Annotated in this window: 20 protein-coding genes; 6 read left to right on the top strand and 14 right to left on the bottom strand. The window is 39.8% G+C overall.

Going from position 1 to position 21,918, the window contains the following annotated elements:
- Position 1: 1 nt before the first annotated feature.
- On the bottom strand, positions 2-3,091 hold the full coding sequence (locus tag J8L98_RS20760) for a hypothetical protein (protein WP_210998008.1): 3,090 nt from the start codon (positions 3,089-3,091) through the stop codon (positions 2-4).
- A gap of 141 nt (positions 3,092-3,232) precedes the next feature.
- Here J8L98_RS20760 and J8L98_RS20755 point away from each other — a divergent pair, with 141 nt between their 5' ends.
- From J8L98_RS20755 to J8L98_RS20745, 3 genes are all read left to right on the top strand, one after another.
- A complete protein-coding gene (locus J8L98_RS20755; RefSeq protein ID WP_210998007.1) occupies positions 3,233-3,820 on the top strand; it encodes a TetR/AcrR family transcriptional regulator in 588 nt (195 codons plus the stop codon).
- A 70-nt stretch (positions 3,821-3,890) separates the two neighbouring features.
- The gene (locus J8L98_RS20750) at positions 3,891-4,466 is read left to right on the top strand and encodes a hypothetical protein (protein ID WP_210998006.1); all 576 of its coding nucleotides are present in this window, start codon (positions 3,891-3,893) and stop codon (positions 4,464-4,466) included.
- Positions 4,467-4,475: 9 nt separating this feature from the next.
- The gene (locus J8L98_RS20745; RefSeq protein ID WP_210998005.1) at positions 4,476-5,366 is read left to right on the top strand and encodes a sterol desaturase family protein; all 891 of its coding nucleotides are present in this window, start codon (positions 4,476-4,478) and stop codon (positions 5,364-5,366) included.
- A gap of 68 nt (positions 5,367-5,434) precedes the next feature.
- Here J8L98_RS20745 and J8L98_RS20740 read toward each other — a convergent pair whose 3' ends face one another.
- Together J8L98_RS20740 and J8L98_RS20735 are read right to left on the bottom strand one after the other, a co-directional pair.
- A complete protein-coding gene (locus tag J8L98_RS20740) occupies positions 5,435-5,668 on the bottom strand; it encodes a hypothetical protein (protein ID WP_210998004.1) in 234 nt (77 codons plus the stop codon).
- 491 nt (positions 5,669-6,159) lie between these two features.
- On the bottom strand, positions 6,160-6,693 hold the full coding sequence (locus J8L98_RS20735; protein ID WP_210998003.1) for a hypothetical protein: 534 nt from the start codon (positions 6,691-6,693) through the stop codon (positions 6,160-6,162).
- 396 nt (positions 6,694-7,089) lie between these two features.
- Here J8L98_RS20735 and J8L98_RS20730 point away from each other — a divergent pair, with 396 nt between their 5' ends.
- Entirely contained in the window at positions 7,090-8,439 is a 1,350-nt protein-coding gene (locus tag J8L98_RS20730; protein ID WP_210998002.1) for a sphingomyelin phosphodiesterase, read from the top strand.
- A 340-nt stretch (positions 8,440-8,779) separates the two neighbouring features.
- Here the strand turns inward: J8L98_RS20730 and J8L98_RS20725 are convergent, their stop codons facing one another.
- From J8L98_RS20725 to J8L98_RS20710, 4 genes are all read right to left on the bottom strand, one after another.
- Positions 8,780-9,562, bottom strand: coding sequence for a hypothetical protein (locus J8L98_RS20725; protein ID WP_210998001.1), 783 nt, complete (start codon positions 9,560-9,562; stop codon positions 8,780-8,782).
- 387 nt (positions 9,563-9,949) lie between these two features.
- The gene (locus tag J8L98_RS20720) at positions 9,950-10,909 is read right to left on the bottom strand and encodes a DUF4350 domain-containing protein (RefSeq protein ID WP_210998000.1); all 960 of its coding nucleotides are present in this window, start codon (positions 10,907-10,909) and stop codon (positions 9,950-9,952) included.
- A 230-nt stretch (positions 10,910-11,139) separates the two neighbouring features.
- Positions 11,140-11,646: a hypothetical protein gene (locus J8L98_RS20715; RefSeq protein ID WP_210997999.1), complete on the bottom strand. Its 507-nt coding sequence runs from the start codon at positions 11,644-11,646 to the stop codon at positions 11,140-11,142.
- A gap of 554 nt (positions 11,647-12,200) precedes the next feature.
- The gene (locus J8L98_RS20710; RefSeq protein WP_192509497.1) at positions 12,201-12,707 is read right to left on the bottom strand and encodes a hypothetical protein; all 507 of its coding nucleotides are present in this window, start codon (positions 12,705-12,707) and stop codon (positions 12,201-12,203) included.
- Positions 12,708-13,028: 321 nt separating this feature from the next.
- Between J8L98_RS20710 and J8L98_RS20705 the strand changes: the two genes are divergently transcribed.
- A complete protein-coding gene (locus J8L98_RS20705; protein ID WP_210997998.1) occupies positions 13,029-13,217 on the top strand; it encodes a hypothetical protein in 189 nt (62 codons plus the stop codon).
- A 188-nt stretch (positions 13,218-13,405) separates the two neighbouring features.
- Here the strand turns inward: J8L98_RS20705 and J8L98_RS20700 are convergent, their stop codons facing one another.
- The 5 genes from J8L98_RS20700 to J8L98_RS20680 form a co-directional block, all read right to left on the bottom strand.
- On the bottom strand, positions 13,406-14,272 hold the full coding sequence (locus tag J8L98_RS20700) for a hypothetical protein (RefSeq protein WP_210997997.1): 867 nt from the start codon (positions 14,270-14,272) through the stop codon (positions 13,406-13,408).
- Positions 14,269-16,728: a fimbria/pilus outer membrane usher protein gene (locus tag J8L98_RS20695; RefSeq protein ID WP_247682648.1), complete on the bottom strand. Its 2,460-nt coding sequence runs from the start codon at positions 16,726-16,728 to the stop codon at positions 14,269-14,271. Before J8L98_RS20695 ends, J8L98_RS20700 begins: the two co-directional genes overlap by 4 nt.
- A gap of 8 nt (positions 16,729-16,736) precedes the next feature.
- Positions 16,737-17,432, bottom strand: coding sequence for a fimbria/pilus periplasmic chaperone (locus tag J8L98_RS20690; protein ID WP_210997996.1), 696 nt, complete (start codon positions 17,430-17,432; stop codon positions 16,737-16,739).
- A 197-nt stretch (positions 17,433-17,629) separates the two neighbouring features.
- Positions 17,630-17,920 (bottom strand): hypothetical protein, encoded by a 291-nt coding sequence (locus J8L98_RS20685; RefSeq protein WP_210997995.1) that lies wholly within the window; start codon positions 17,918-17,920, stop codon positions 17,630-17,632.
- A 288-nt stretch (positions 17,921-18,208) separates the two neighbouring features.
- Positions 18,209-19,072 carry a PhzF family phenazine biosynthesis protein gene (locus tag J8L98_RS20680; RefSeq protein ID WP_192509493.1) on the bottom strand — a complete coding sequence of 288 codons (864 nt, stop codon included), beginning with the start codon at positions 19,070-19,072 and terminating at the stop codon, positions 18,209-18,211.
- Positions 19,073-19,476: 404 nt separating this feature from the next.
- Between J8L98_RS20680 and J8L98_RS20675 the strand changes: the two genes are divergently transcribed.
- Positions 19,477-20,607, top strand: a complete 1,131-nt coding sequence (locus J8L98_RS20675) for a serine hydrolase domain-containing protein (protein WP_210997994.1) — start codon at positions 19,477-19,479, stop codon at positions 20,605-20,607.
- Between the two features lie 135 nt (positions 20,608-20,742).
- On the opposite strand, the gene J8L98_RS20670 is transcribed toward J8L98_RS20675, so the two are convergent.
- A complete protein-coding gene (locus J8L98_RS20670; protein ID WP_210997993.1) occupies positions 20,743-21,270 on the bottom strand; it encodes a GNAT family protein in 528 nt (175 codons plus the stop codon).
- A 356-nt stretch (positions 21,271-21,626) separates the two neighbouring features.
- Positions 21,627-21,918: hypothetical protein (locus tag J8L98_RS20665; RefSeq protein WP_210997992.1), on the bottom strand; the 292-nt coding region annotated here is incomplete at its 5' end.

The raw sequence follows: 21,918 nt of genomic DNA, 5'->3' as shown, positions 1-21,918 counted from the left end.
ACTATTTCTCCTCATCGGCATTTAAAATGCCATCTAAATCATAATCTAGCGCTGACTGCCACCCTTTGCCTGGCACAGTACAAGTATAGGTCAAGTTATTGTTCTCTTCCCTTGCCAATAAACGTATTTGTATCGATGATAACGGCTGTTCATATGCCGAGTCTGACCGGTATGTTTGCGTTTTACTCTCAAATAAGTAGCCTCGCTTGCGATTGTTAATAGTTCCTAATGCAATCAAGTCACACTCTGTCACCTTCCCCCCTAAAATTTTAGAAATAAACGGCGTTTTCGCGCGTTGTTCTAATAGCGTAATACGGTTGAGCACACCTGCTCCTGACAGCGCCGATAGGGTAATTTGTTGGCCGACTATGGGAGCCAAATCATTGTCAAATTCCATCATATAATCCACCAAACCTTGACGCGTTGAGGCATCAGGGATCCCCACTTTTCCAAAATTGAAATGACAACCATGACGCTCATTTGTTCCCGGTAAGCACCCTTTTTCGCCATTATCAAAAACCGCGCCTTTTAAAAAATTTCCGAGTTGATCAGTTGCCCCATCATGTAAAAAACCAAAGCCTCGAATTTGATCACCTTGATGTTCTTTCGTATGTGATGGTAAAAACCCCTCTCTATCAGGCAGCCCAAACATGCCAACACGGGTATATAGATTTCTAAGCTGAGGCACTTTCAATATTTGAATCTCGCCACCGTGAGCCACCTCACCGCGAGTCCCATAAAAGCCTTGTGCATGATCAACGCCATGACACCCTTGACAATTTACCCCATCTGCACTTTCACCATTAACAGAGGTGTCTTCTGCTGCACCATCAGACCGTCGAGAACCATGAAAAAAACCAGCGCCTTTTTGGGCCGACAAAGACAGCGTATTGTCTAAATAGCGGATCGGATTCGGTGGTAATGCCACTCGCAGCATAAAATCAGCAAATGTATCTATATCTTTCTCAAGCGCAATCACGTCTGGCGATTTTTCAGTCGTATTTACTGACTCTGGCAAGCTAATATCTAACCCGAGTAAGCCTTCAAATGCGACAATAAAGTTCTTAAATGAGCTTTTTTCGTCGAGCGTTTGTTTACTATCCTCACCGAAGTAACCCACTGAACGGTCTCCCCGCCAATGCATATGTCCGTGATTACGCATCCCTCGAAGGGTTTGTGTTCCCATTGGGCCTTTCATCGCTGCAAACGACTGTAAATCCCCATTGCCATTAATAATATCGAGTAATTGACAGCTTTCATCAGCTGGTCCAACGAGCGAACACCCTAGCTCTGATATGTTTTGAGTCGGAAATGGTTGCGGATTTTTACCATTTGAGGCATCAGGATTGCCTAAATTCCAACTCAAATGATCGGTATCACCAAAAATATGGCAGCTAGCACACGAAGACTCTCCATTTGATGATGAGCGGTTGGCGTCATACAACATTGCTCGGCCCGCACTAAAATCTTGTGGCTCTAAGGTCGGCATATATAACCGTTGCTTTTCACGCTTACTATTTAAATCAATACTAACCAAACTATTATCAAAGCGTGTAAATACATACAATGCACGTTGAGCTTCATCAAGCAGCAACCCAGCTGGGCCTCCTTCAACGGAAAGATATCCCAGGCTCAATACCATAGGGTCAAACTCCTTGCCTTCGTTATCCCAAAACTGGTTATTTTCTAACTGCGAAGTTGGCAATACTGCTACTTTGTTTGAACCAATAACAGCGCTATAAAGCGTTTTCCCATCTTGTGATACCGCCAGTTGCATGGGCGTCGATAAGCTATGCTGCTTAACCAAAGCATTACCTTTAAGGTCAGTATAGTTAATATGTCGATTTAAATGCCTTGCACGCACTTCTTGCGTACTTGGAGTAATAACTGTAATACGACTTCGTGCAATGTCCCCTTGAACAGTTGATCCAGCATATGCGCCAGCCCCTTCAAAACGCGTAGCGTTATTTGCTTGTGTATTTGAAACATATACGTTGCCTGATTGGGGGTTTACTGCCAAATTAAACAAGGTTGTTCCCACATGTTTATACGCAGCACGCTGGCTTAAGGAGACAGTATCAATTGCGAACACATCTAGGTCTGGTAAGTTGAAACGAATGCCATTTGAAAAGTTTCGACCTTTACTATCTAACCACTGCTTTGTGCGGTTATCATATTTGACAATCATACTGGTCCAAGGCTGAGCAACCCCGTCTTTATTAATGCCCGGCGCCGTTCTTCCACCAGGTAAATAACCGTCCTCTAATCCGTTGGGACTGGTTAACCCATCCAATACTTGGCAAGGGTAAGCTCCATATTCATCATCTTCGTAACCAGCACACATCACAGATTCATGGACAGCCGCAGTTTGATTACCCGAATTCAGCACTCCTGCATAAATCGTTTTTTGATCTGGTGTAACCGCCAAGCCACGTAGCGTATCTCCAAACAGGGACACTATCTTTATCGGTTTCCCACCCAGTGTTTTCCCTAAATCATTTACGTTAAAGACCCAAATATCAGCGCGCCCTTGTCCCGTTTGATGCAATGCAGGATCACCAGCCCCATCAATATTTTTTAACGCTGGGTACAGCCTTTGCTGACCACGATGCGCTGTGGTGATAAATGCTTTATTATTCGCAAACACGATATCTCTGGGCTCATCTCCTACCAGTAACGTCCGTGTGACTTGTGCAACTGTTCGACTAAGGTCAACCACACTCACAGAGTCTGAAAGATGATTAACTACCCATGCTTGGTTTTGCATCACAGCGACTGAAACAGGCTCTAAACCAACCGTAAGCGATTGTTGATGAGTAAGCGCCCCATCAACAGATACAGTAAATATCTCGAGGCTATTATTAGATGTATTCGCGACCAATAAACGCTTGCCATCCGCTGTTTTCGCGATTGGTCTAACCGGTGCTGACTCAAAACCAATAAATTCAGACCTTGCCAAAGGGGGGGCAACAATACTTGGAGAAGCATTCATTGCTTGAACTACTGACACTATTTTTGTTTGTTCACTTGCGCCACACCCGATAAATAACATGAGTGATAGCGGCACCATTAGCTGAGTGATTCTATTCATATAGATGATTACCTCGACATATTGAATCATAAATTGTCAACTAGACAATTTATAGCTTATCTTACTCTCTTTTAAATTGTCAACATGACAATTTAAAACAGGATCGTTATAGTAGAGTTATAAATGTAATGGGAGAGAACAATGGCAAGGCCGAGCGTAGCAGGACAACGTCGAGAAGAAATACTCGATGCACTTGAGGTTTGTATTTTAGAAAAGGGTATTCAAGCAACGTCACTAGAAAACATTGCTGAGACAGCCAAAATGAAACGCACTATTTTAAGGCATTACATTGGTAATCGTGACGACATAATTTGTTTGTTAAGTGAACGGTGGCGAGATAAATATACTCAGCAATGGCAGGAGTTATTAACATGGCTACCATCATCAAACAGAGCTGAAGCTCTCATAGATTCGCTGTTTTCTTCTCGTAGTAAAGAAAGTATCAATACCACAATCATTGGTGAGGCTTTATTTTCCGAAGCAAAAAGGCTTGCCCCTATTAAAGTCCACCAACAGCACATTATGCAGGAGTTCATTCAGCACCTAATTCATGAATTTAAAGCGCAACACCCTCATGCTGAGTCAGATCAAGTAGAGCTTATTGCTTATGGTATTTACGCTAATTATCTCATGGCTGAATCTTTATTACCGTTAGGTTTGCTTGATGAGATTTATAAGTTCAAACAAGCATCTGTATTACTTTGCTCACAATTAATGCATAAACAGTAAATTTTCACATTGACAATTTATTGTGGTTTAACGTAAATTACACCCTATCTTATTTCTGTTGGTGTGTGGTATGAATCTATCTAATGCAATTATTACGAGTGTTATTATTGTTGCTGCTTTTTGGGGACTTGCGTTATTTCAGGGAAATAATGTAGCTGCCCAAGAACTCAACATAAGTCCTGTCACACACACCATAGAGCTCAATAAAGTAACCCCTATTGATAACGAAAACGATAAAATTACGCCAGACACGATTCGTATTGCCGGCGTACATAAACACATCCAATTGATTAATATTGGGCAACTGTGGCAACGATTTAATCAAAAAAGTACATTGCACCAAGCCCTTAAAACCACGCCTAAAAAAGTCTATGTTTTATATTCAGCGTTTTCAAATAACTATCAACAAGCTGACGTAGTCATCGGTTATGACATAAATAACTTAAGCCAGTTTGATAAACTCTACACAGTTAACACAAGCCACTACAATGAGTTATTACCCGCAAAAAAATATACTGAAATTCAATTGGCTAACGCTTGGAAAGAAATAGACTATAGTAAAAAAGTAGCATATGTACTTGAAGTACATGCTTTAGATCTATCTGGCAAAACAACATCAACGCAAGTGTTCGTGTCGTACAACTAGGAGCGGAGCATGGAACTTTTAACACAACTATTTACACCAAATGAAGTATGGGGCCTAGAGGCTTGGATTGATGATTGGTTTTTCGTTATCGCCATCGGCTTATTTATTGTTGAATGTCTGCGCTACGTGGTGAAAAAGCAGTTTACTAGAAATTTTTTCGGGGACAGTGTGGCCAACTTTGTTACATTGGGCATGTTTATCCTCATCGTCGCTGTTGTCGCAGCCACTTATGCGGGCATATTTTTATATACTTACAATCACTTTCGTATTACTGACCTACCACTAAATGGTTGGAGCATACTTTGTTGTATTGTAATTGCTGATCTCGCTTATTATTGGGAGCACCGCTTTTTACATAAAAACGGTTTTGGCTGGGCTACGCACACTGTGCACCACAGTTCGCCGCATTTTAATATTTCGGTAGCCTATCGCCATGGTCCACTGGACTGGTTTTTTCCACTGTTTTTTCACTTACCTTTGGCTCTGTTGGGCTTTCACCCATTTATAATATTTTTAGCCGAAATAGTCGTACAAGTGTTTCAAACCTTATTGCATACCGAGACGATAAAAAAACTGCCTCGTCCTATAGAAGCAATTTTTAATACCCCCTCACATCACAGAGTGCATCATGCGACCAATAAACAGTATCTTGATAAAAACTATGCCGGTATATTTATCATTTGGGACAAAATGTTTGGCACATTCGCACAAGAAAATGAACCCGTAACCTATGGGGTTTATCCGAGGTTAAACAGCGTTAACCCACTGAAAGTGTTTTTCTCGGGTTATCTCACACTTATAAATAGGCTATGGCGTGCGCCGACTTGGGGTTACAGGCTAAACTTACTGGTAAAATCGCCTACATGGGCATGGCAACAAGAGCAAAAACAAAAAAAGTAGACTCATACAGAGTCTCCCCTAAATTATTATGTTAGCACTTATATAAAGTGTAAGTGCTTACAAAATATCTAGTTCGGACCACATACATTTAATGCTGTTGGGCAGTCACACGCTGTATAAGCGGTTAAAACAATTGGAATCGTGGGGCCACACTGGTTTTGATTAGACTCTTGATCACAGCAAGCTGTATTACCGGTATTTTGTCCTGTACCACCTGCAATCAGCGGGGTATTACCAATTGATAAACGGTTAGTATTTGTTGATAAGCATTTGAGCGGTTTCTTGTTAAATTTTAATTTCATTTACTATCTCCTTTTAGTTACATCAACAAAATTAACCCAAATTTAATATTTACTCAACCCACAAGCCACCTCTCATTTACTTTTACCTCCATTAAAACACATGTTTCTTGCTGCAAAATATCAGAGCACATGTAAAAGGAACAAAGCAGCATTTGTAACCTCTTTATATTCAGTTCGACAAGGATACAATGATGGGCGCAAAAGAAATGCCCTTACTATTGGCGCATTATAAGTTACATTGGCTGTCAAGTGAGGCACAAAAAAGATAGAGCAAAAAGTGTCTTACGGGTTATTTTTATACCTTATCAAAAAATGCTAGGAACATTAAAGCTTGCAGTAAAAAATATAGTTGCCCAACTATTTCGCTTAACAACCACCTAAGAAAAACGAATTTAACCAATTTAGTTAAGGAGAGTAAGTTGTTCTCTAATGAATGCAAAATAGCCCATTACTGCGTTAGTAGCCACCAACTAAATTAAGGCTCCTGGGCGTTAGTTCGCACTTTTTATCTCACATACTTTTTGCGCAATGTGCGACAAATAGCGTTGTAGAATTGCCAAAAATACAATCGGTAACACTGCCGCATAAGTACGATTACCCGCAAAAATAATGGCTAGTGGGATCATTGAAATAGACGCTAACAGTAAATAAATAGAAAATTTACGCGCACTCCCTTTAACAGCAATAAACCCCGAAGAAGACGCAAAAGTTGTTAAGCTGCCAACAATAACCATGAGTATAATAATAGCTGACTCGCGTAATAAGCCGTAAAGTTGTAAATACCACCATTGCTCGAAGAAAACGGCTAAACCACCCAACATCAAGTAAATATTGCCGGCTAAAACCAAACGGTTTAGTGGACTATTCTGAGGCAATAAAATGAGAAGTTGAAGCAAGCCTAATAAGGCACCTAGCTGGAACGCGTCAAGCCAACGGTCGTCAGAGGGTGGACCATACCAGAATGCAAAAGTGGCAAAAATAGATAGCGGGAAAAATTGAATCAAAGTCAATATCCACTTACCCATAAGCCTGACGCTCCTTTGTGCTAGTTAGACGAATGAAATGAAAGCCCCCTCCTGAACATGTGTAGCAAATTAGATATATGAGAGCAAAACTAGGGACGTCCGCTATAAGGAACATTAAAACACTTGTTAATAATTTAGCAAAGATACTTTTAGCCTTGTTGTTATGATGCTGTCATGAGTAAGTTTGGTAAACTTGGTTAATTATCCCTTTATAACGAATGCACGCGACAAACCACCGAAATGTAATAATAATGTAACTGTTATAGTTTACTTTCCTCCGATGAAGCTCTATTTTATTACTGCAAAACCTTTTTATGATTTTAAAAATCAACAATATATAAGTCACCCCTGCAAGAAGTAGAGCAACCAACCTAACAATTAAAAAAGGAACTATACATGATCCCCCTTAAACAGTGCAGAGCACTCGGTTTAATCATCGTAGGTATTTTGTCAGGCTTATTATCCGGTCAAGCGTTGGCAGAAAGCTATATGTATTTAACCAATAACACCATGGCCCCCCTCACACTCAATACCCAGCAAACGGGGCATAACAATATTCGCCATGGTGACCAGTGGCAACAATTGACAACGGAAGTTCCCCCTTTAGCCACGGTTAAATTCTTACGCTTTAACAGAGACCAAGGTATTAAGTGGGGGAAAGAGTATGTTTTTACAACAAGGGTTAATGGTACTGAACAACCGGTTTACCTAAAGCAGAAACTGCTCGGTACCATGACATTCAGTAACATGTGGCTCAGTGCTCAAAATGACCCATGGTACGATGATCGCGATATTCACTATGTCTCGATTGACGGTCAACAACAAACTTTGGCGTTTAAATCATCTTCAGCCAGAGCCTCTGGAGATGACATTCACTACGTCATTCATAACCAATTCGCCAAGTCTGAAAAATCTGAGTATTCAAACGAATTAAATGTACTGACTTACAACACATGGGCATTATTACCCCCACTGGCCTCTAAAAATACAGGCGACCGGCTCGATACCATAGCTCAGTATATGGATAATTACGATGTAGTTGTATTTCAAGAAGTTTTTGACCCTATCTTGACGGCTAAGTTCAGAGCAAATGTGGCAAAAACCTATCCGTACATGACCGAAATCCCATGGAAAGTAGGTAAGATTTTGACAGGTGGTTCATTCATCGCCAGCCGCTGGCCCATTGAAACCCAAGATGCCGTTGTTTATAACGCTTGCCGAGCTGATGGCTGCTTGGCTGGTAAGGGAATGAACTATGCAAAAATAAGAAAAGGCAGTAATGCTTTCCATATTTTTGGCACCCATACTCACGCTTATACCAGTGAGCAAGATGTAACGGTTCGTTTTGAACAACTGGCACAATTAAAGCGCTTCATTGACAGCAAACACATTCCGTATGAAGAGCCTGTGATAATGGCGGGTGACTTTAACGTAGATAAAATCAACTATCCACAAGAGCACTTGGCTTTCCTTGCATTATTAGATGCAACAGAGCCAGAAGCCACTGGCGCTTATCCTTACTCTTACGCTGGCCCAGTTAATATATATGCAGACGATAAATTCAATGAATATTTAGATTACGTGCTGTATAGCAATGGCCACCTGACACCTTACGCATCAGAAAATAAAATGCTGACACCGCGCAGTATCGATAGCCAACACTGGAAAAGCTGGGATTTGTCTGATCATTACCCAGTAGAAGGGCGCTTTGCATTTCCCTTACCTCCTGAGTATATGCCTTATTGAAGCCTCAGATAACCTTAAAAACGGAGCTTCTTAACTGAAGCCCTTAACTTTCATTAGTAAAGTGTTCTTGGTGTTTTCATGACCAAGAACACGCATCAATTTTAAGTGGCTGGCCACGCATTTTCCGCATTTTCACTCTTTAAACAAGGGAGAATTGACCATACGTAGATTTACCATCGCGCTTTTGTCGTCACTCACTGTTTGCCAACACCACACTATTTTTATAATCAAACGACAAATAAAAGTACGCAAACTTAATAAAAGTACGCCTTACAATAGGCTCTAAATTTCCTACGACAAAACAAGTGTAAAGCATAGATAGTCTAAATACATTAACCTGTCACGGGCATATGAAAGCGCTGATATACCATCTAGTACTCTGGCTAGTGAGTTGCTGTTTGAATACTGCCGGATAGCCTTTTTCTGATAGCACTGTTTCCGCAAGCTTTTCTAAAGCATTAGCCTGTGTCGTTTCATTTTCACTTCGCCTAATTGCGTAGCCTGATACTTTATACCCAGTGCGTGAATTGACTGAAGGGTACAATTCTCGAACTCTAATTCGACCTTTCGCTCCTTCTCGCTCAAGTTCTTGTTTTATAAAATTAGCTTGTTCTTTCGCATGAGTTCCAGATGACGTACACCAAAAAATATCATAATCCCAATCCTCCCAATCAAAAGAAGGCTTAACATTTCTATTGGTTCTTAAGTTACTGTTTTCATCACGTTGAAACTCTTTTTCTTGTACAATTATGTTTGCAGCTTCTTGTTTAATTGTTGGGGTGCCACCTTCTTCTAAAACACCCAACAGACGGCGCCTTAACTCGCCATCGACCATAACTAGCACAAACTGTTTTGCGACTTCTTGCTTGCGTTCATTTTTTTCTTCAAGAGATTGTTGCACTAGGTCATAAATTTTAAAATTAAACTCACGCTCGGCATCTATTTTTTCACGTTCATCACGCGCTTCCTTAATCGCAATATCTACAGCGGCAATTCGCTGCTTCAGCTCGTGGTCTACCTGTGAAATTGAAGAATTCAAAAAAGCAACCATCGTCGCTGTTGCAACCGTAACAAGCGGTATAAAAACACTTTTTAGAAATGCACCAAAAGACGCCCAATTCACTTTATACTCTCCTTAAAAGTTCATAATTTGGTATTCAATCGGCACCTAGCTTGCTACGCATAATTATATGCTAAACAAAGGCGATACTTGCCCTGTGTGCCTAGAATTATATTGTTTATGCTACGGGAATTTTGCTTTTATGGCGTACGCTGTATCAAACGCTAATGTGCTATTTGAACTTTTGTAAGCTATCCCTGCATACTCAGTCTATATTAGGGGTCTATTTTAAAACACACAAGCTACTTTCTGATAACAAAATCAGAAAGTTATGAGCAGGTATATTAAGATCCATAAAAAATCATTGCTAACGTGCCCAACAGACGCAGCATTGCATCAACACCTCTTGAAAAAGATAAAATAGCTTATTAAATAGTATTTGCTGCACCTTTAAATCACACCAGCAAGCCAAGCCATCAAATTTAATAAAAACATTTCATTTTGTTCAGCGCCTTTAGATGCTAAACCAAATGTTCTTCCTGATTCAGTATCTAACTGAGACGAAAACATCATTCCCTCAGCAAATACAGCTACTCGACCTTTCCCAATCTCTAATACAGCACCTTGACTCCACCCGTCCATAGACACTCTAGGCGTATCCGCGTTTACTTGAAAAGGTATGTCAGGGACAATAGAAAAAGCGCCTTCACCAAAAGTTAAAAGTGATGTCGCCTCAGGTGGTGCTTTAAAAGCTGAACCACCAAATGTTCTCACCCGCTCTATGCGATTAGGTTGAATCGTACTTTTTACCGTTTCAGTGACACCGGTCGGCAAATAACGAAGTTGTTCACTCTGAGTAACTTTAGCGGTAATTATATGATCACCGAGCGTTTTGTCATGAGCGTAAAACATCGCATTATTCACATGGCCATGACTAAATTTAAAACCAAATTGACCGGCTAGATTTTCAATCATTTTAGGAAACGGAGTATGATCTGCAATTAAAAAAAGTGAGCCTCCTTGTTGTACCCATATTTTAACAATGGATACTTCTTCGTCAGTCAGTGCATCAGAAAATGGCGGGGCCCAGTCTTTTCTATTTTTATCTAGCGCATTCGCAATCACTAGTATATCAGCGCGATGCAGACTCTTTGCAGAAAAACGCTCCTGATTAGGTCGAACAGTATATCCATCACTCTCAAGAACTTGCGCAAAAGGCCTGAACCGCCCATTTGTTGTTAAAAAATTATTGTGAGCTTCGTCTATAAATACAATAGGGCTGTTTTTACTTGAAAAGGTTTGTTGGGTATTTTGAGGAACAAAGTTTGAGTCGGCTTGTTGAGCTCTATCAGAGCAACCGAGTAATACGCTCAGAGTGACACCAAAAAAACAGGTCTTTAATGATCTCATTTTCCATTTCCTTATTGAATACACCCGTTTCAGATTTAATTAAGATTACACCTCTACAGAAAGCGAATATACCCAAGAAGGGTTTAAATTGTAACAAGAAATATTAACAAAGCAGCGTTGAAAATAGGACACTTTTTAGATTGAAGCGGTAGTACGCGTAACAGTGTTAAAAAGCACTCACCATATAAAAGATTTGATCTTTATACCATTTAGGCAGCATAAATTGAAGATTAGTTAGGGCTGACTGTGACCGTAATTGTATCGGAATAAGTACCCGAATCGTTTAGACCGTTTGACTGAGGGGTAATTTTAAGTGATGTCGCTTGTGTTTCACCTGTGTCGCCTGTACCGGCTCCAGTTGCTTTAGTGTGCTTGTATGTACCCGATTCTAAGTCGATACCAGCTGTATCACCGATGTTGAGTGTATAAGCAATTTTACTCCCCTGAGTATTACTAGCAACTAGAAAACCACCATTTGCTGACGTATATTCCGTTGTTGCGTTTTCGCCGGTATTACACCAAACATCAAGCGTACCGATTTCTTGTGTTTGCTGTGAAGCGTCTAACTTCAGGCTTGTCACATTATTGTTGTTACCGCTGCTTGTTTTACACAAGGGCTCAATCGTACCTTCAAAAGCAAACTTAGCCTCAGTACCAGATGTATCTAATACTACCGCAGCTGTGCCCATTGAAGTGATTGCAGTTGCAACTAGCAGTGATTTTAGTAATGTACTCATCGCTTTTACCCTTAAACCATCAATGGCATCTTATACCTATTTCATTCCACTTACTAAAGGTCTTATAACAACTTCTGAAGTGGAGAACAAGTACCAATCGCTGTCGATAACGTAATCTAGGGCACATATTAATATCGTCATACCTGACTCCCACCCTATCTCACCTTATTTCATTATTGATATTTAAACAACAGCCTCTCACTTAGTGTAGCATAGCGCATGCAATTATCTTGTTTCAATTCAGCAAAACGATAAAGGCCCAACGAATCTCACACCGATAAATTAAGTTGCGTAGCATCGTTAACATTGTAACCGGTTAAATGGTAATGGGTTTAATGAAGATAGCCTCTTCAAAAAGATAATGGCATCCAAAAATAGGTGTGTGATGATAATAAAAAATAGTCTAAAGCGAACGCTGAAAATAGAAGGTTTTTAGGTGAGAGCAGTCGTACAAACACGTGTATTAAAAAGAGCCAACTACAAACAATAGTTAGCTCTTTTGATAGTTCAGGCAGTCTAGATTAAGCCATAAACTGTGCTGCCTAAATTTGAAACTAGTTAGGGCTTACTGTAACAGTGATTGTATCTGAGTAAGTACCTGCATCATTTAGACCATTTGACTGAGGTGTAATTTTAAGTGATGTCGCTTGTGTATCACCTGTGCTGCCAGTACCTGCTGCTGTTGCTTTAGAGTGTTTGTATGCACCTGTTTGTAAATCAATACCTACTGTGTCACCAATGTTAAGAGTGTAAGCAATTTTGCTGCCCTGAGTATTGTTGGCGACTAAGAAACCACCGTTTGCAGAGGTATATTCCGTTGTTGCATTTTCACCAGTGTTACACCAAACATCAAGGGTACCAATTTCTTGTGTTTGTTGTGAAGAATCTAATTTTAAACTTGTCACACTATTGTTGTTACCGCTGCTTGTTTTACACAGTGGTTCAATAGTGCCTTCGAAAGTAAATTTTGCTTCAGTACCAGAAGTATCTAATACTGCCGCCGCAGCGCCCATTGAAGTGATTGCAGTTGCAGCTAATAACGATTTTAGTAATGTATTCATGGCTTTTTCCCTTTTAACTAAACACTGGATTAGTTTTTATTTGGTTTTTGATGATGAGGTGTTCTCACCTTTTGATTATTTAAAAGCAATAGCCATACCAAGAATGAAAAAATAATTAATTATTTTTTATTTATGCCAATAACAATCAATTAAATAAATGAATAACAACAACTTAGAAGTATTCTAAAAAAGATAAAATAATCATCCTATTTCTGAGAGCATTAGCCGCAGCCTAATTTTTTAAAGATCAAAGCCCCTATCACGTATTTTTGACGCAGAGAAATTAACTTTTGAGGGCGGCTCTTTTTAGATGTCGATATTTTGACGGATATAGAAAACAGAGTACGGTTGCTCAGTATGTCAGGTGCTGTGTTTGTTCACGTGCACAGCGAAATACAGAAGAAAGTAAATACGAATTGGCCTGTAAAATACAGCTTTGACATGAAGCAATTTAACCAACAGTTGCAGCATGCAGAGCAACTCTTCAACGACTCAGCACTATCCACCTAACCTCAGGTTTGGATAAGAGTTTTGGAATTGAAAATGTTTTGAAAACAAACTTACGTACAATCCAATGATGATATTTCGTTCAAAATCAAGGCGCTTTTATGCAGTCATAGCGGGCTATTACAAATGAAAGCAACGCCGAGAGTGAAAAAATAGTTTTATTGGGCAAATTCGCTTATCCAGAGCTGAGGTTACCTAGGATATACCGTCAGCGATAGGTTATCTTGATAGGTTCCCGCTGGCATCAGGTCAACGTTGCCAAGCTTAAACTCAAACCCGTACCATTTGTTTTTTACACCAGGATAGAAATTATAGCTGCGATAGAGCCGCTCAGACGATGAGACTTGTGAGTTATCAAACTTAATTGAATAGTCTATCAGCGCTTGTTTGTTGGTTTCGTGACGTAATCCATTATATTCAGAATCAACGACTATATCGTACGAGCTGTTGCTCAATATTTTAATGCCCCAATTAAAGCGCATATTACTTTTCAATTCACCCAAATCAATATGGTAATTGCCATTGTTACCCGACACTTTGCCTTTGCTCGAATTTGACAGCGAAATAGCAACCTGTGGTTCAGAGTAATAGCTTAAGTCTAAGTATTGTTGATCAATTATTTCATTGTTTTTGACAACAGATACAACGACATGACCCGTATAGGCACCAGCAGGGAATAAACTATAATGTCTTAGTCTAACCCACATTTGTGTTGCACGATCTTTTAGGTTGGATCGCCAAATGCCATTTCTTACCTTAATTTTTTTAAACTGCGAATTGTACAACTTTGCATACTTGTCTTGAGTTGGGCCTGAAAACACCATTGAGTAGTAATAAACATCCTCAACCCATATTTCATCCGCACAGTTCAATAAACTGTCTGAGACTTGTATTTTTATTGGAATGTATACCGTGACTCGATTGTTGTACTCTTCAATAATGTCTGACGGGTTTGAGGTAGCAAACATATTGCCATCGCAATCATTTCCTCTTGCGAATGCGCTCTGTGCAGACAACAAAAAGTTCAGAGTTAGCATAGTAAAGATTATAAACTTCATTTGTTATCACCTCCTTTCAGTTGGCTTTTCGCAAGTTCAAGCGACCCAAGCCTTATAAAACGTTGCTCTACGTCAGTAATACTAAAGTGCCCGATCATACCCCCTATTTCAACAATATACTTGCCTACACCAATGCCTTCGACAACAAAGCGCCCTGTGCGGTTGGTAAATATTGCGATGCCTGTTAGGGCTTTATCTTTACTATTTAGGGGCTGTTTTTTAAACACCGTCCCTCGTTTCATTGCAATAGGTATGCCTTTGTCATCCAATAAGTTTCCTATTGCTGTATAAGAAAGTTCTGAGCCAATTTGAATATGGTGTCCTGTTGTGGCGCCGCCGACCAAAACATACACGCCAGGGCCCCAATCATAACCCAGTGGAGCGCTTGGCACATCAATGTTCAACTGTGCGCTAGTATAACCAGTACCAAGCTCCACAAGCGCACCCATATGGTCACTTGGTTTAGTTTGAGCTCGCCCATGGCGGTCCACGTTTACTAAAACATCTGCGTCATTTAGCGTGTTATGTTTGCTAATAACAGCAAAGGGCGCCGTTGTTGTGGCGCCCATGCCAAAATGGCCATCAGCAACCCCTAAACTGGTTGATATATTGATACTGGAACGGCTGTCACCCTGCTGTTGCTCGCGAGTAAAGTTGGTTGCACTCACATCTGCTCTTATAAATGCGCCGGTATAGCTTGCATCCACTTGCTCTTGTCTAAAGTCACTTCCATGTTCTGTCCGTACTTCATAGCCATAGTCGTTGACGAAGTTATTGTTTGTTTTTGCATAACTTGCGCTGGCGACTTTATCTTTGCTGCTATATTGTGCTCGCGCTCTATTACTCGTGTCTCGATTATAATGATTCCAGGTAAAGTTTAAGAAAAACTGGTTTTCAGACACAATGCGTGTGTCGGTGCTATCAGTATGCGAAAAACCAGTGCGAACACGCATATCTTCATAACGCAAGTTAAGCTCAAGAGCTGCATTATCGGTAACAATATGATCATCACCTCGGTCACGAGACACACTTAGGTTAAAATCCACGTGCTCATTTATAAAGTAACTATAATCTGCAAATGCCCTTTTGCTACTAGAGATAGTACTGAATTCTTGCCACGGTGTATTGGTAAAATCTTGCCTAGCTTCGTACCCGAGTCGCAGGTTGGGTGAGCCAAAATTACCATGGCCAAAAATACTATGTTCTGTTTCAATAGAATAGATATTGCCAGACTGAGCATGATTCACTTTGCTCTGTGAATAACGAAAAGAAAGATTGCCTACAAAGTTGTTTATGGTCGCGATAGTGCCCACCACATGGCCTGTTGAATGCGCTGCGCCGTTCATCCCCAGTGTGAGCCTGTCGGTTACACCATACTCATAATTGCCGGAAACAAACAGGTCGTCGTCATACTTGTAACTGTCCTGCTCTATAGAAGAAAGGCGGCCTATGGTAAACGCGTAATCACTCAACCCTTTTGCAAGCAGCCTTGCATTGTAATGAGTGGTAAAATAGAACTCTTGCGTTTCACCGTTGGCGTAAGTTGCAACGACTTGAATATTATTGACGCCTGACGTAAGTGGAAGGTCACTCAGGTCATAGCGTCCTGCTTTTAGTCTGATCCTAGAAATCAAAAAATCATTAATATAAATTTCTAGGTTGGCGGCACGAGGCAACACAAACTGTTGACTATTACTCGGCGTTATCTTGCGTTGAGGTTGTAATCTAGAATAGGCTTTTTCAATGCTAAGCCCACCAAGCTGAGCACCTGAGAGGTGTCCTGTACTGTTGAATTGCGTATCCCCAAGCGTAAAACGCAGCGGCGCTTCAGGTATGTCATAAAATAAAGCAGTATCACCGCGATATAGATCACTCGCTTGGCTGTTACTATTGTCCCAAAACAATGAACCTCGCATATTAACTCCGTCGCTGCCGCCAACATTGGCATTCATCAGCCATTCAAGCTGCGACCTGTAATCATGGTTATTATTACTGCGCTCATGGTTTAAGTTAAAATTGTTTAACATCGCCCAACTAGTTTCACCAGTTGGTCTATCGAAGTGCTTTTGTTTACCATACGTTAAACTGCCCGTGGCCATCGCAGTTTCTGCTAACGCCATCTCTATGGTGAGGTCTTGAGCCTGCATTTTTAGAGTAATGCCTTGTTCTGCATATTCCTCTACCGTAATGGGCACATTTCCTTTTTTGGTTAGCCAGTCATTGACCTTATCACTAAGTACAGTTTGCAAACTGCTTTTAAAGTCAGAGGCAACAATAGCGGTAATTTGAACCCCATTAGTTGCGGCAGAAACTTGCCCCACTTCGGCAGCATTTAGCCGCACGGGAAAGTCCATATTGAAAGTTGCCGCAAACGGTGAGCAAGCCCAAAATAGTAGTAGTGAAAAAATGACACACTTACACTGAGCAGGCTGAGTAAAAAAGCCCAGTTTAATCATCACTTATCTTACTTTTTATTAAATAGGTTGATAAGTGCGGCGCTTTTCGTAGGCTTTTCCCCTAACAAAGACTTGAGATCTAGCTCTACTTTGTGCCCTGGCATAATAAAGCGCCCAGGTGTGATAGATTGAAATTGTGCCCATTTCACAATGGTTTTACCCTGATGAAAATGGTAATCAAAGTGCGAAAGGTTTAGCACGCGTTGGCCCTCATTACTAATCGTCAATGTGCAGTCGTCTAGTTGCACACAGTTTAGTGTACTTTTTTGTTGTGCATTGACGCCATCGGGACTGACAAAAACTAAGGTTGCAAAGTTGAATACCATTTTAACACCGGATTCTTCATCTTCGTTAGGTAAAGGTAATTGTTTAAAAACGATGCGGTAGGAGTTGGTTTCTTTTAGCTCAGGGGAGCCTAAATATTTAGCGCGAAATACTTGATAACTCTTTGCAGGTACTTCTACTTGTGGAGGAAGTACAATAAAGTCTTCTTCTGCAGGTACCAACACTTCTTTTTGGTTTTCATCGAATGTACGCTTGAACACCTCAATTTCAATCGGCAGAGCAGTGTCTCTGGGGTTTTGCAGTCGATATGTGACGAGTGACTTTTTACCCTGTGATGCAAGATCAACGATCATAGGCTGAACTTGATAGGCCATAGCCGGGGTCGACAACCATAAAAGCAATAACAACAGTTTACGCATCAGACTTCCAATTTAAAAACAAGCTAGAATTTTTGCTATACGATACCCTGCCTATTCGTTAATACAAGCGTAAATTGTAATTTAGCGGTCTTACTTCGTCTTTTAAATTTGCCAGAGGGTCTTAATATACGCAACTTTTAGAAGGGGTATAATTTAACACTGCAATTTAAATCAGTACTAACAACCTCATCATTAATTCATCTCCCCACCGCTTTAGAGCTTTTAACATGCCTTGTATTTTGCGTGTCCCAAGCATGATTCTTATCACCATACCTAATAAAAACAACGTGGCTATAAAGACTGTACATCAATATCAGTGCTACGGGTGTATGTATAGGATCGAAGTAGCTCATGATGGTTTCCAAAATAGCCAAACCTAAAAGTACCAATTCGATTCTAATTTGAGCTTTTCGTGATGCAGTGCCCAAAGCTGATATTCTAAAGAACCAATGCTGTGCTTTCCAATGTTCAGATTTTTTATCTATCACTGTAACTTCCGCTGTTAATAAGTGTCGGTGACGAAAAATACACGACATACTGCCGACAGTAAGCTAATTTAGCACCATAAACTATTCTCCTTGGTATTCACCTCCGGTTTCGAGAGGTAGCTTAAAAGTAAGCCAGCACCATACGAGTGTGTCGAATCAAAGGGGTTGTGAATCAAAAAGGTCGTAGTCGTTGATTGATAAAACAAGCATAAAATGATTATCTTTTTATGCCACTTTCACAGTTCTAGAATAGCGTTCCTAGCTACCCAGCAGGGTTCTTATTTCTTGTTATATAGAGATTTCAACAGTATCAATAACATCAGCGAACCCACCGACTCTCACATCGATTACTTGTGACTCTTCTATTTGCACAGAAGCGGTAATGATTGAAGTACAATTCATTGCCCTACCTTGCTCAAAAACGTAGTCGCACCCTATGTCTAAATGTTCGGCGAGATAACAGGCTAACGCACCGTTAGAAGTTCCTGTTGCCGACTCTTCAGAAATTCCAAACAGTGGTGCAAAATTACGACAGCTTGCGGTTAATGTATTTTGCTGTTCGTAAAGTTCAAAAACATGGAAGCCAACCACTTTATGTTTTCTACAAAATTCGGCAATATTATGATCGTTTGGCTTTATTTTATCTAAAAAGCCTAACGGCACAGGAATAATGACATCGGGTAGTCCTGTTGAAATAACTTCTATAGGCAATGTCGTTCTTTCTAGGATATCAACTTCAATACCAAGCACATCTGATATTTCTTGATATGAAAAATCACGCAACTTTTGTGGTAATTGTTGCTCCATAACTATCTTGCCATTTGGATCAATACACACAGCAAGCATTCCAGCTTTGGTGCGTTGAACATAGTTTCCAACAGGGATAATAGCTTTTTGATACATTGTTGAAAACGCAGCGAGCGTAGCATGACCACAAAAGTCGACCTCACTGGTAGTCGTAAAAAAAGAGACTTCAAAGTCCGCTTCGTTATCCTCTGAAACAAAAGCAGTTTCCGAAAACCCAACAGCCTGCGCGATTTTCAATTTTTGCGTATTTGATAATTTATCGGCGTTAAAAACAACCCCCGCAGAGTTACCACCTGTTCCATTGTCGGTAAATGAATTGACTAACGTGACTTCGATACGCTCCAAAGCTTCCCTCTCCTTATAACGAGTCTGTAGAATTACTCATTTTAAAATTGGTTCTAATTAATGAGCCACCATAGCGTTATTGATATTTAAAATCAATCACTTAGTGATTTTATAGCTCACTAATCGTTAACCTGTTTAAGCATTGTATTTGGCGTTATTAAACTAATCGCAAAACTATTTTAAGGTAAAAAAGCGTAACCACCTTAATGCTATATGAAAAAATGTATGCCTTTACTTTTTTCATATAGCTCAAAATCAATTATTAATTAAATTGTCTTTGCTTTTTAGAACATAAAAAAGGTACATTTAATTTTTAACATTTGGTATTTATTCTTTAACTAAACCACATTAGAAGCAAAGACTAATCATAGCAAAGCTAATAAATATATAGGAAAGGACTTAATATGAAAAAGGCATTAAAATATTCACTGGCATTATTCATGGGGGCGGCATCCCTTTCGGTTCAGGCAGATAATAAATCCGACGACCTTGATGATAAAATAGATGCCATATTTGCTAATATGCCTGAGGATGGTCCAGGTTGCTCTGTTGGTGTTATAAAGCATGGTGAACTAGTTCATCAAGATGGTTACGGGCTCGCCAATTTAGAGCTTAATAATTCATTAGATGGCTCTCATGTGCATAGAATTGCATCAGTTTCTAAACAGTTTACCGCTATGGCCGTTTTGCTATTGGCTGATGAAGGTAAAATATCGTTATCTGCAGATATACGTCAATATTTACCAAAGCTGAGAAATTATGGGTCAGAGGTTACAATTAATGCCATGCTAGGCCATGTTGCAGGGATGGGAGATTATGATTTTGTTGATAATTTAGAAGATCCAGACGCAATGAAGTTGCGATCATCTGCTGGCAATAAATTTAGATTAGGTAACGAAGATTATTTGACGATTAGTGAGTTCTACGACTACGTGAAAACAGTACCTTTGCGTCATGAGCCGGAAAAAAAATGGCAGTATAGTAACTATGCCTATTTCTTATTGTCGATGCTGGTAGAAAAAGTCTCGGGCGAGTCACTACGAGATTATGCAGAACGGCGTATTTTCAAACCACTTAATATGACCCATACATTCTTTAGCGATCAGCCAACCGAAATTGTTAAAAGACGAGCAAGTGGATATCGTCCATCTGAGCAAGGTGGCTATATCAACAGCATGACCAATTTGTTTTGGGTAGGTGATGGTGGATTACATACGAATGTAGAAGATATGGCTAAATGGGATCGTTATTTCTATAACCCAACCTTAGGAAATAACCCCACAGCATTACTTAGACAGTTTTTAACCCCGAATAGTGAAATAAGATATGAACGATTTGAATACGCTAATGGGCAAATGGTGCTCGACAGTGAGTTTGGTAAAATATATACCCATAGTGGTGGCTGGTTAGGCACAGTCACTAATTATGAGCGTATTCCAGACAAAGCGTATTCTAGTATCGTGTTTTGTAATAGCGAACACCTAGATGCCAGAGATTATGCAAGTATGATCAGAAAAGTTGTCCTCAATAATTAGCTTGTAGTGAGCTGATATTTTTGTTGAGTAGTCAACTCTGAGCCACAATGCACGCAACATGCTTAATAGGTGATATCTTTATTATCACCTATTGGATTCAAAAAATCTGGGTTCAAAAATCTGGGTTCATATGTGTTATAAAGTGGGCTTACATAAGCCATACGCATAATCATCTCTGTAATGATTATTAATTAAAGTATTTTGTTTTAAACAGCGCTCACGGGAAAAGTCTTCTTTCTCTAATAAATTAAATGAGCCTGAGTTATGTACAGAACAAAAAGCAACGAGTTTATTTAGCATTAATGCATCAAATGCGTATTGCTTAATAAGTTTAAGCGCTTTACTACCAACACCTTTCCCCTGAGCACTCGCTTTAATCATAAAGCCTACTTCAGCAACTTTAGCGTTATGATTGACAATTCTAAGCGATATATACCCCAACTTTTCACCACTTTTGATTTCATTGATACTAAAAGAGCGCCATTTATCACTTTCAAGTTTCCAAGGTGGTAATCTTTCTCCAAAAGAAAATTTAGCCTCATCATAAGTCAAAGGATCATAAACATGCTCCATCATCTGTGGACAAGTAATAATTTCTAGAAAGAGTTCAAAATCAGACTCTTTAAACGGTAAAAGTTCAATTCTGTCATCTGAAAGTTGCATAACACCTCCTTAGGCTTTGTTGCGTCCGTCATAATAAGCAAATAATGCTTGGTAATATAAGTGGCAAAGATCAGCTGTATTTTGTCCTTGTTTCACAGCTTGCTATAAGTACTTACAGCTTCGGCGAACTTGAATCACAATATACCTAAATGATTCCAAGATCGTCAAATATCTCAAAACCATTATCTATTGCTTTTACATACTCACATAAAAAGCACGACTTATAATTCTTAAATACTTTAGCGTAATTATTCATGTCAACGGTTTTGCCTGTTGCAATATAATACTTCATACCAAAAAGGCGTCACTGACTTTTAAATCAGTGACGCTCGATTATAACAAAACCCTTTTAACGATTAGCTGTCGCTTTTTATTTCGCGCAAATCTAGCCACCCTAACCCTAAGTAATCCATTCCAACTCTAGTGATACTCACTTGGAGTGCATGGCTCCCTTCCTGCAGATAAACCCTATGATAATTTGAGTTTGTATCATCACGGGATGAATCATGGTTAACAATTCCTGCTAATTTATTATTTTGCCAGACTTTAAAATACTCTCCTGATTGCCAACTGCTACCATAGTAATTTAGTTGATACCAAGCCGACGTTTTGACATCCACGTTAAAGGTTGCGGTTATAGTCTGTTGA

This window comes from Pseudoalteromonas sp. MMG013, assembly GCF_018100885.1.
Lineage (GTDB): Bacteria > Pseudomonadota > Gammaproteobacteria > Enterobacterales > Alteromonadaceae > Pseudoalteromonas > Pseudoalteromonas aurantia.
This window is presented reverse-complemented; position numbering and strand designations above follow the sequence as displayed.

Bases quoted from the DNA above. Each gene is read 5' to 3' on its own strand.
- J8L98_RS20735 (WP_210998003.1), bottom strand. From the start codon at position 6,693: ATGGGTAAGTGGATATTGACTTTGATTCAATTTTTCCCGCTATCTATT.
- J8L98_RS20745 (WP_210998005.1), top strand. From the start codon at position 4,476: ATGGAACTTTTAACACAACTATTTACACCAAATGAAGTATGGGGCCTA.
- J8L98_RS20720 (WP_210998000.1), bottom strand. From the start codon at position 10,909: ATGAGATCATTAAAGACCTGTTTTTTTGGTGTCACTCTGAGCGTATTA.
- J8L98_RS20715 (WP_210997999.1), bottom strand. From the start codon at position 11,646: ATGAGTACATTACTAAAATCACTGCTAGTTGCAACTGCAATCACTTCA.
- J8L98_RS20675 (WP_210997994.1), top strand. From the start codon at position 19,477: ATGAAAAAGGCATTAAAATATTCACTGGCATTATTCATGGGGGCGGCA.
- J8L98_RS20730 (WP_210998002.1), top strand. From the start codon at position 7,090: ATGATCCCCCTTAAACAGTGCAGAGCACTCGGTTTAATCATCGTAGGT.
- J8L98_RS20695 (WP_247682648.1), bottom strand. From the start codon at position 16,728: ATGATTAAACTGGGCTTTTTTACTCAGCCTGCTCAGTGTAAGTGTGTC.
- J8L98_RS20760 (WP_210998008.1), bottom strand. From the start codon at position 3,091: ATGAATAGAATCACTCAGCTAATGGTGCCGCTATCACTCATGTTATTT.
- J8L98_RS20710 (WP_192509497.1), bottom strand. From the start codon at position 12,707: ATGAATACATTACTAAAATCGTTATTAGCTGCAACTGCAATCACTTCA.
- J8L98_RS20755 (WP_210998007.1), top strand. From the start codon at position 3,233: ATGGCAAGGCCGAGCGTAGCAGGACAACGTCGAGAAGAAATACTCGAT.
- J8L98_RS20740 (WP_210998004.1), bottom strand. From the start codon at position 5,668: ATGAAATTAAAATTTAACAAGAAACCGCTCAAATGCTTATCAACAAAT.
- J8L98_RS20700 (WP_210997997.1), bottom strand. From the start codon at position 14,272: ATGAAGTTTATAATCTTTACTATGCTAACTCTGAACTTTTTGTTGTCT.
- J8L98_RS20670 (WP_210997993.1), bottom strand. From the start codon at position 21,270: ATGCAACTTTCAGATGACAGAATTGAACTTTTACCGTTTAAAGAGTCT.
- J8L98_RS20690 (WP_210997996.1), bottom strand. From the start codon at position 17,432: ATGCGTAAACTGTTGTTATTGCTTTTATGGTTGTCGACCCCGGCTATG.
- J8L98_RS20750 (WP_210998006.1), top strand. From the start codon at position 3,891: ATGAATCTATCTAATGCAATTATTACGAGTGTTATTATTGTTGCTGCT.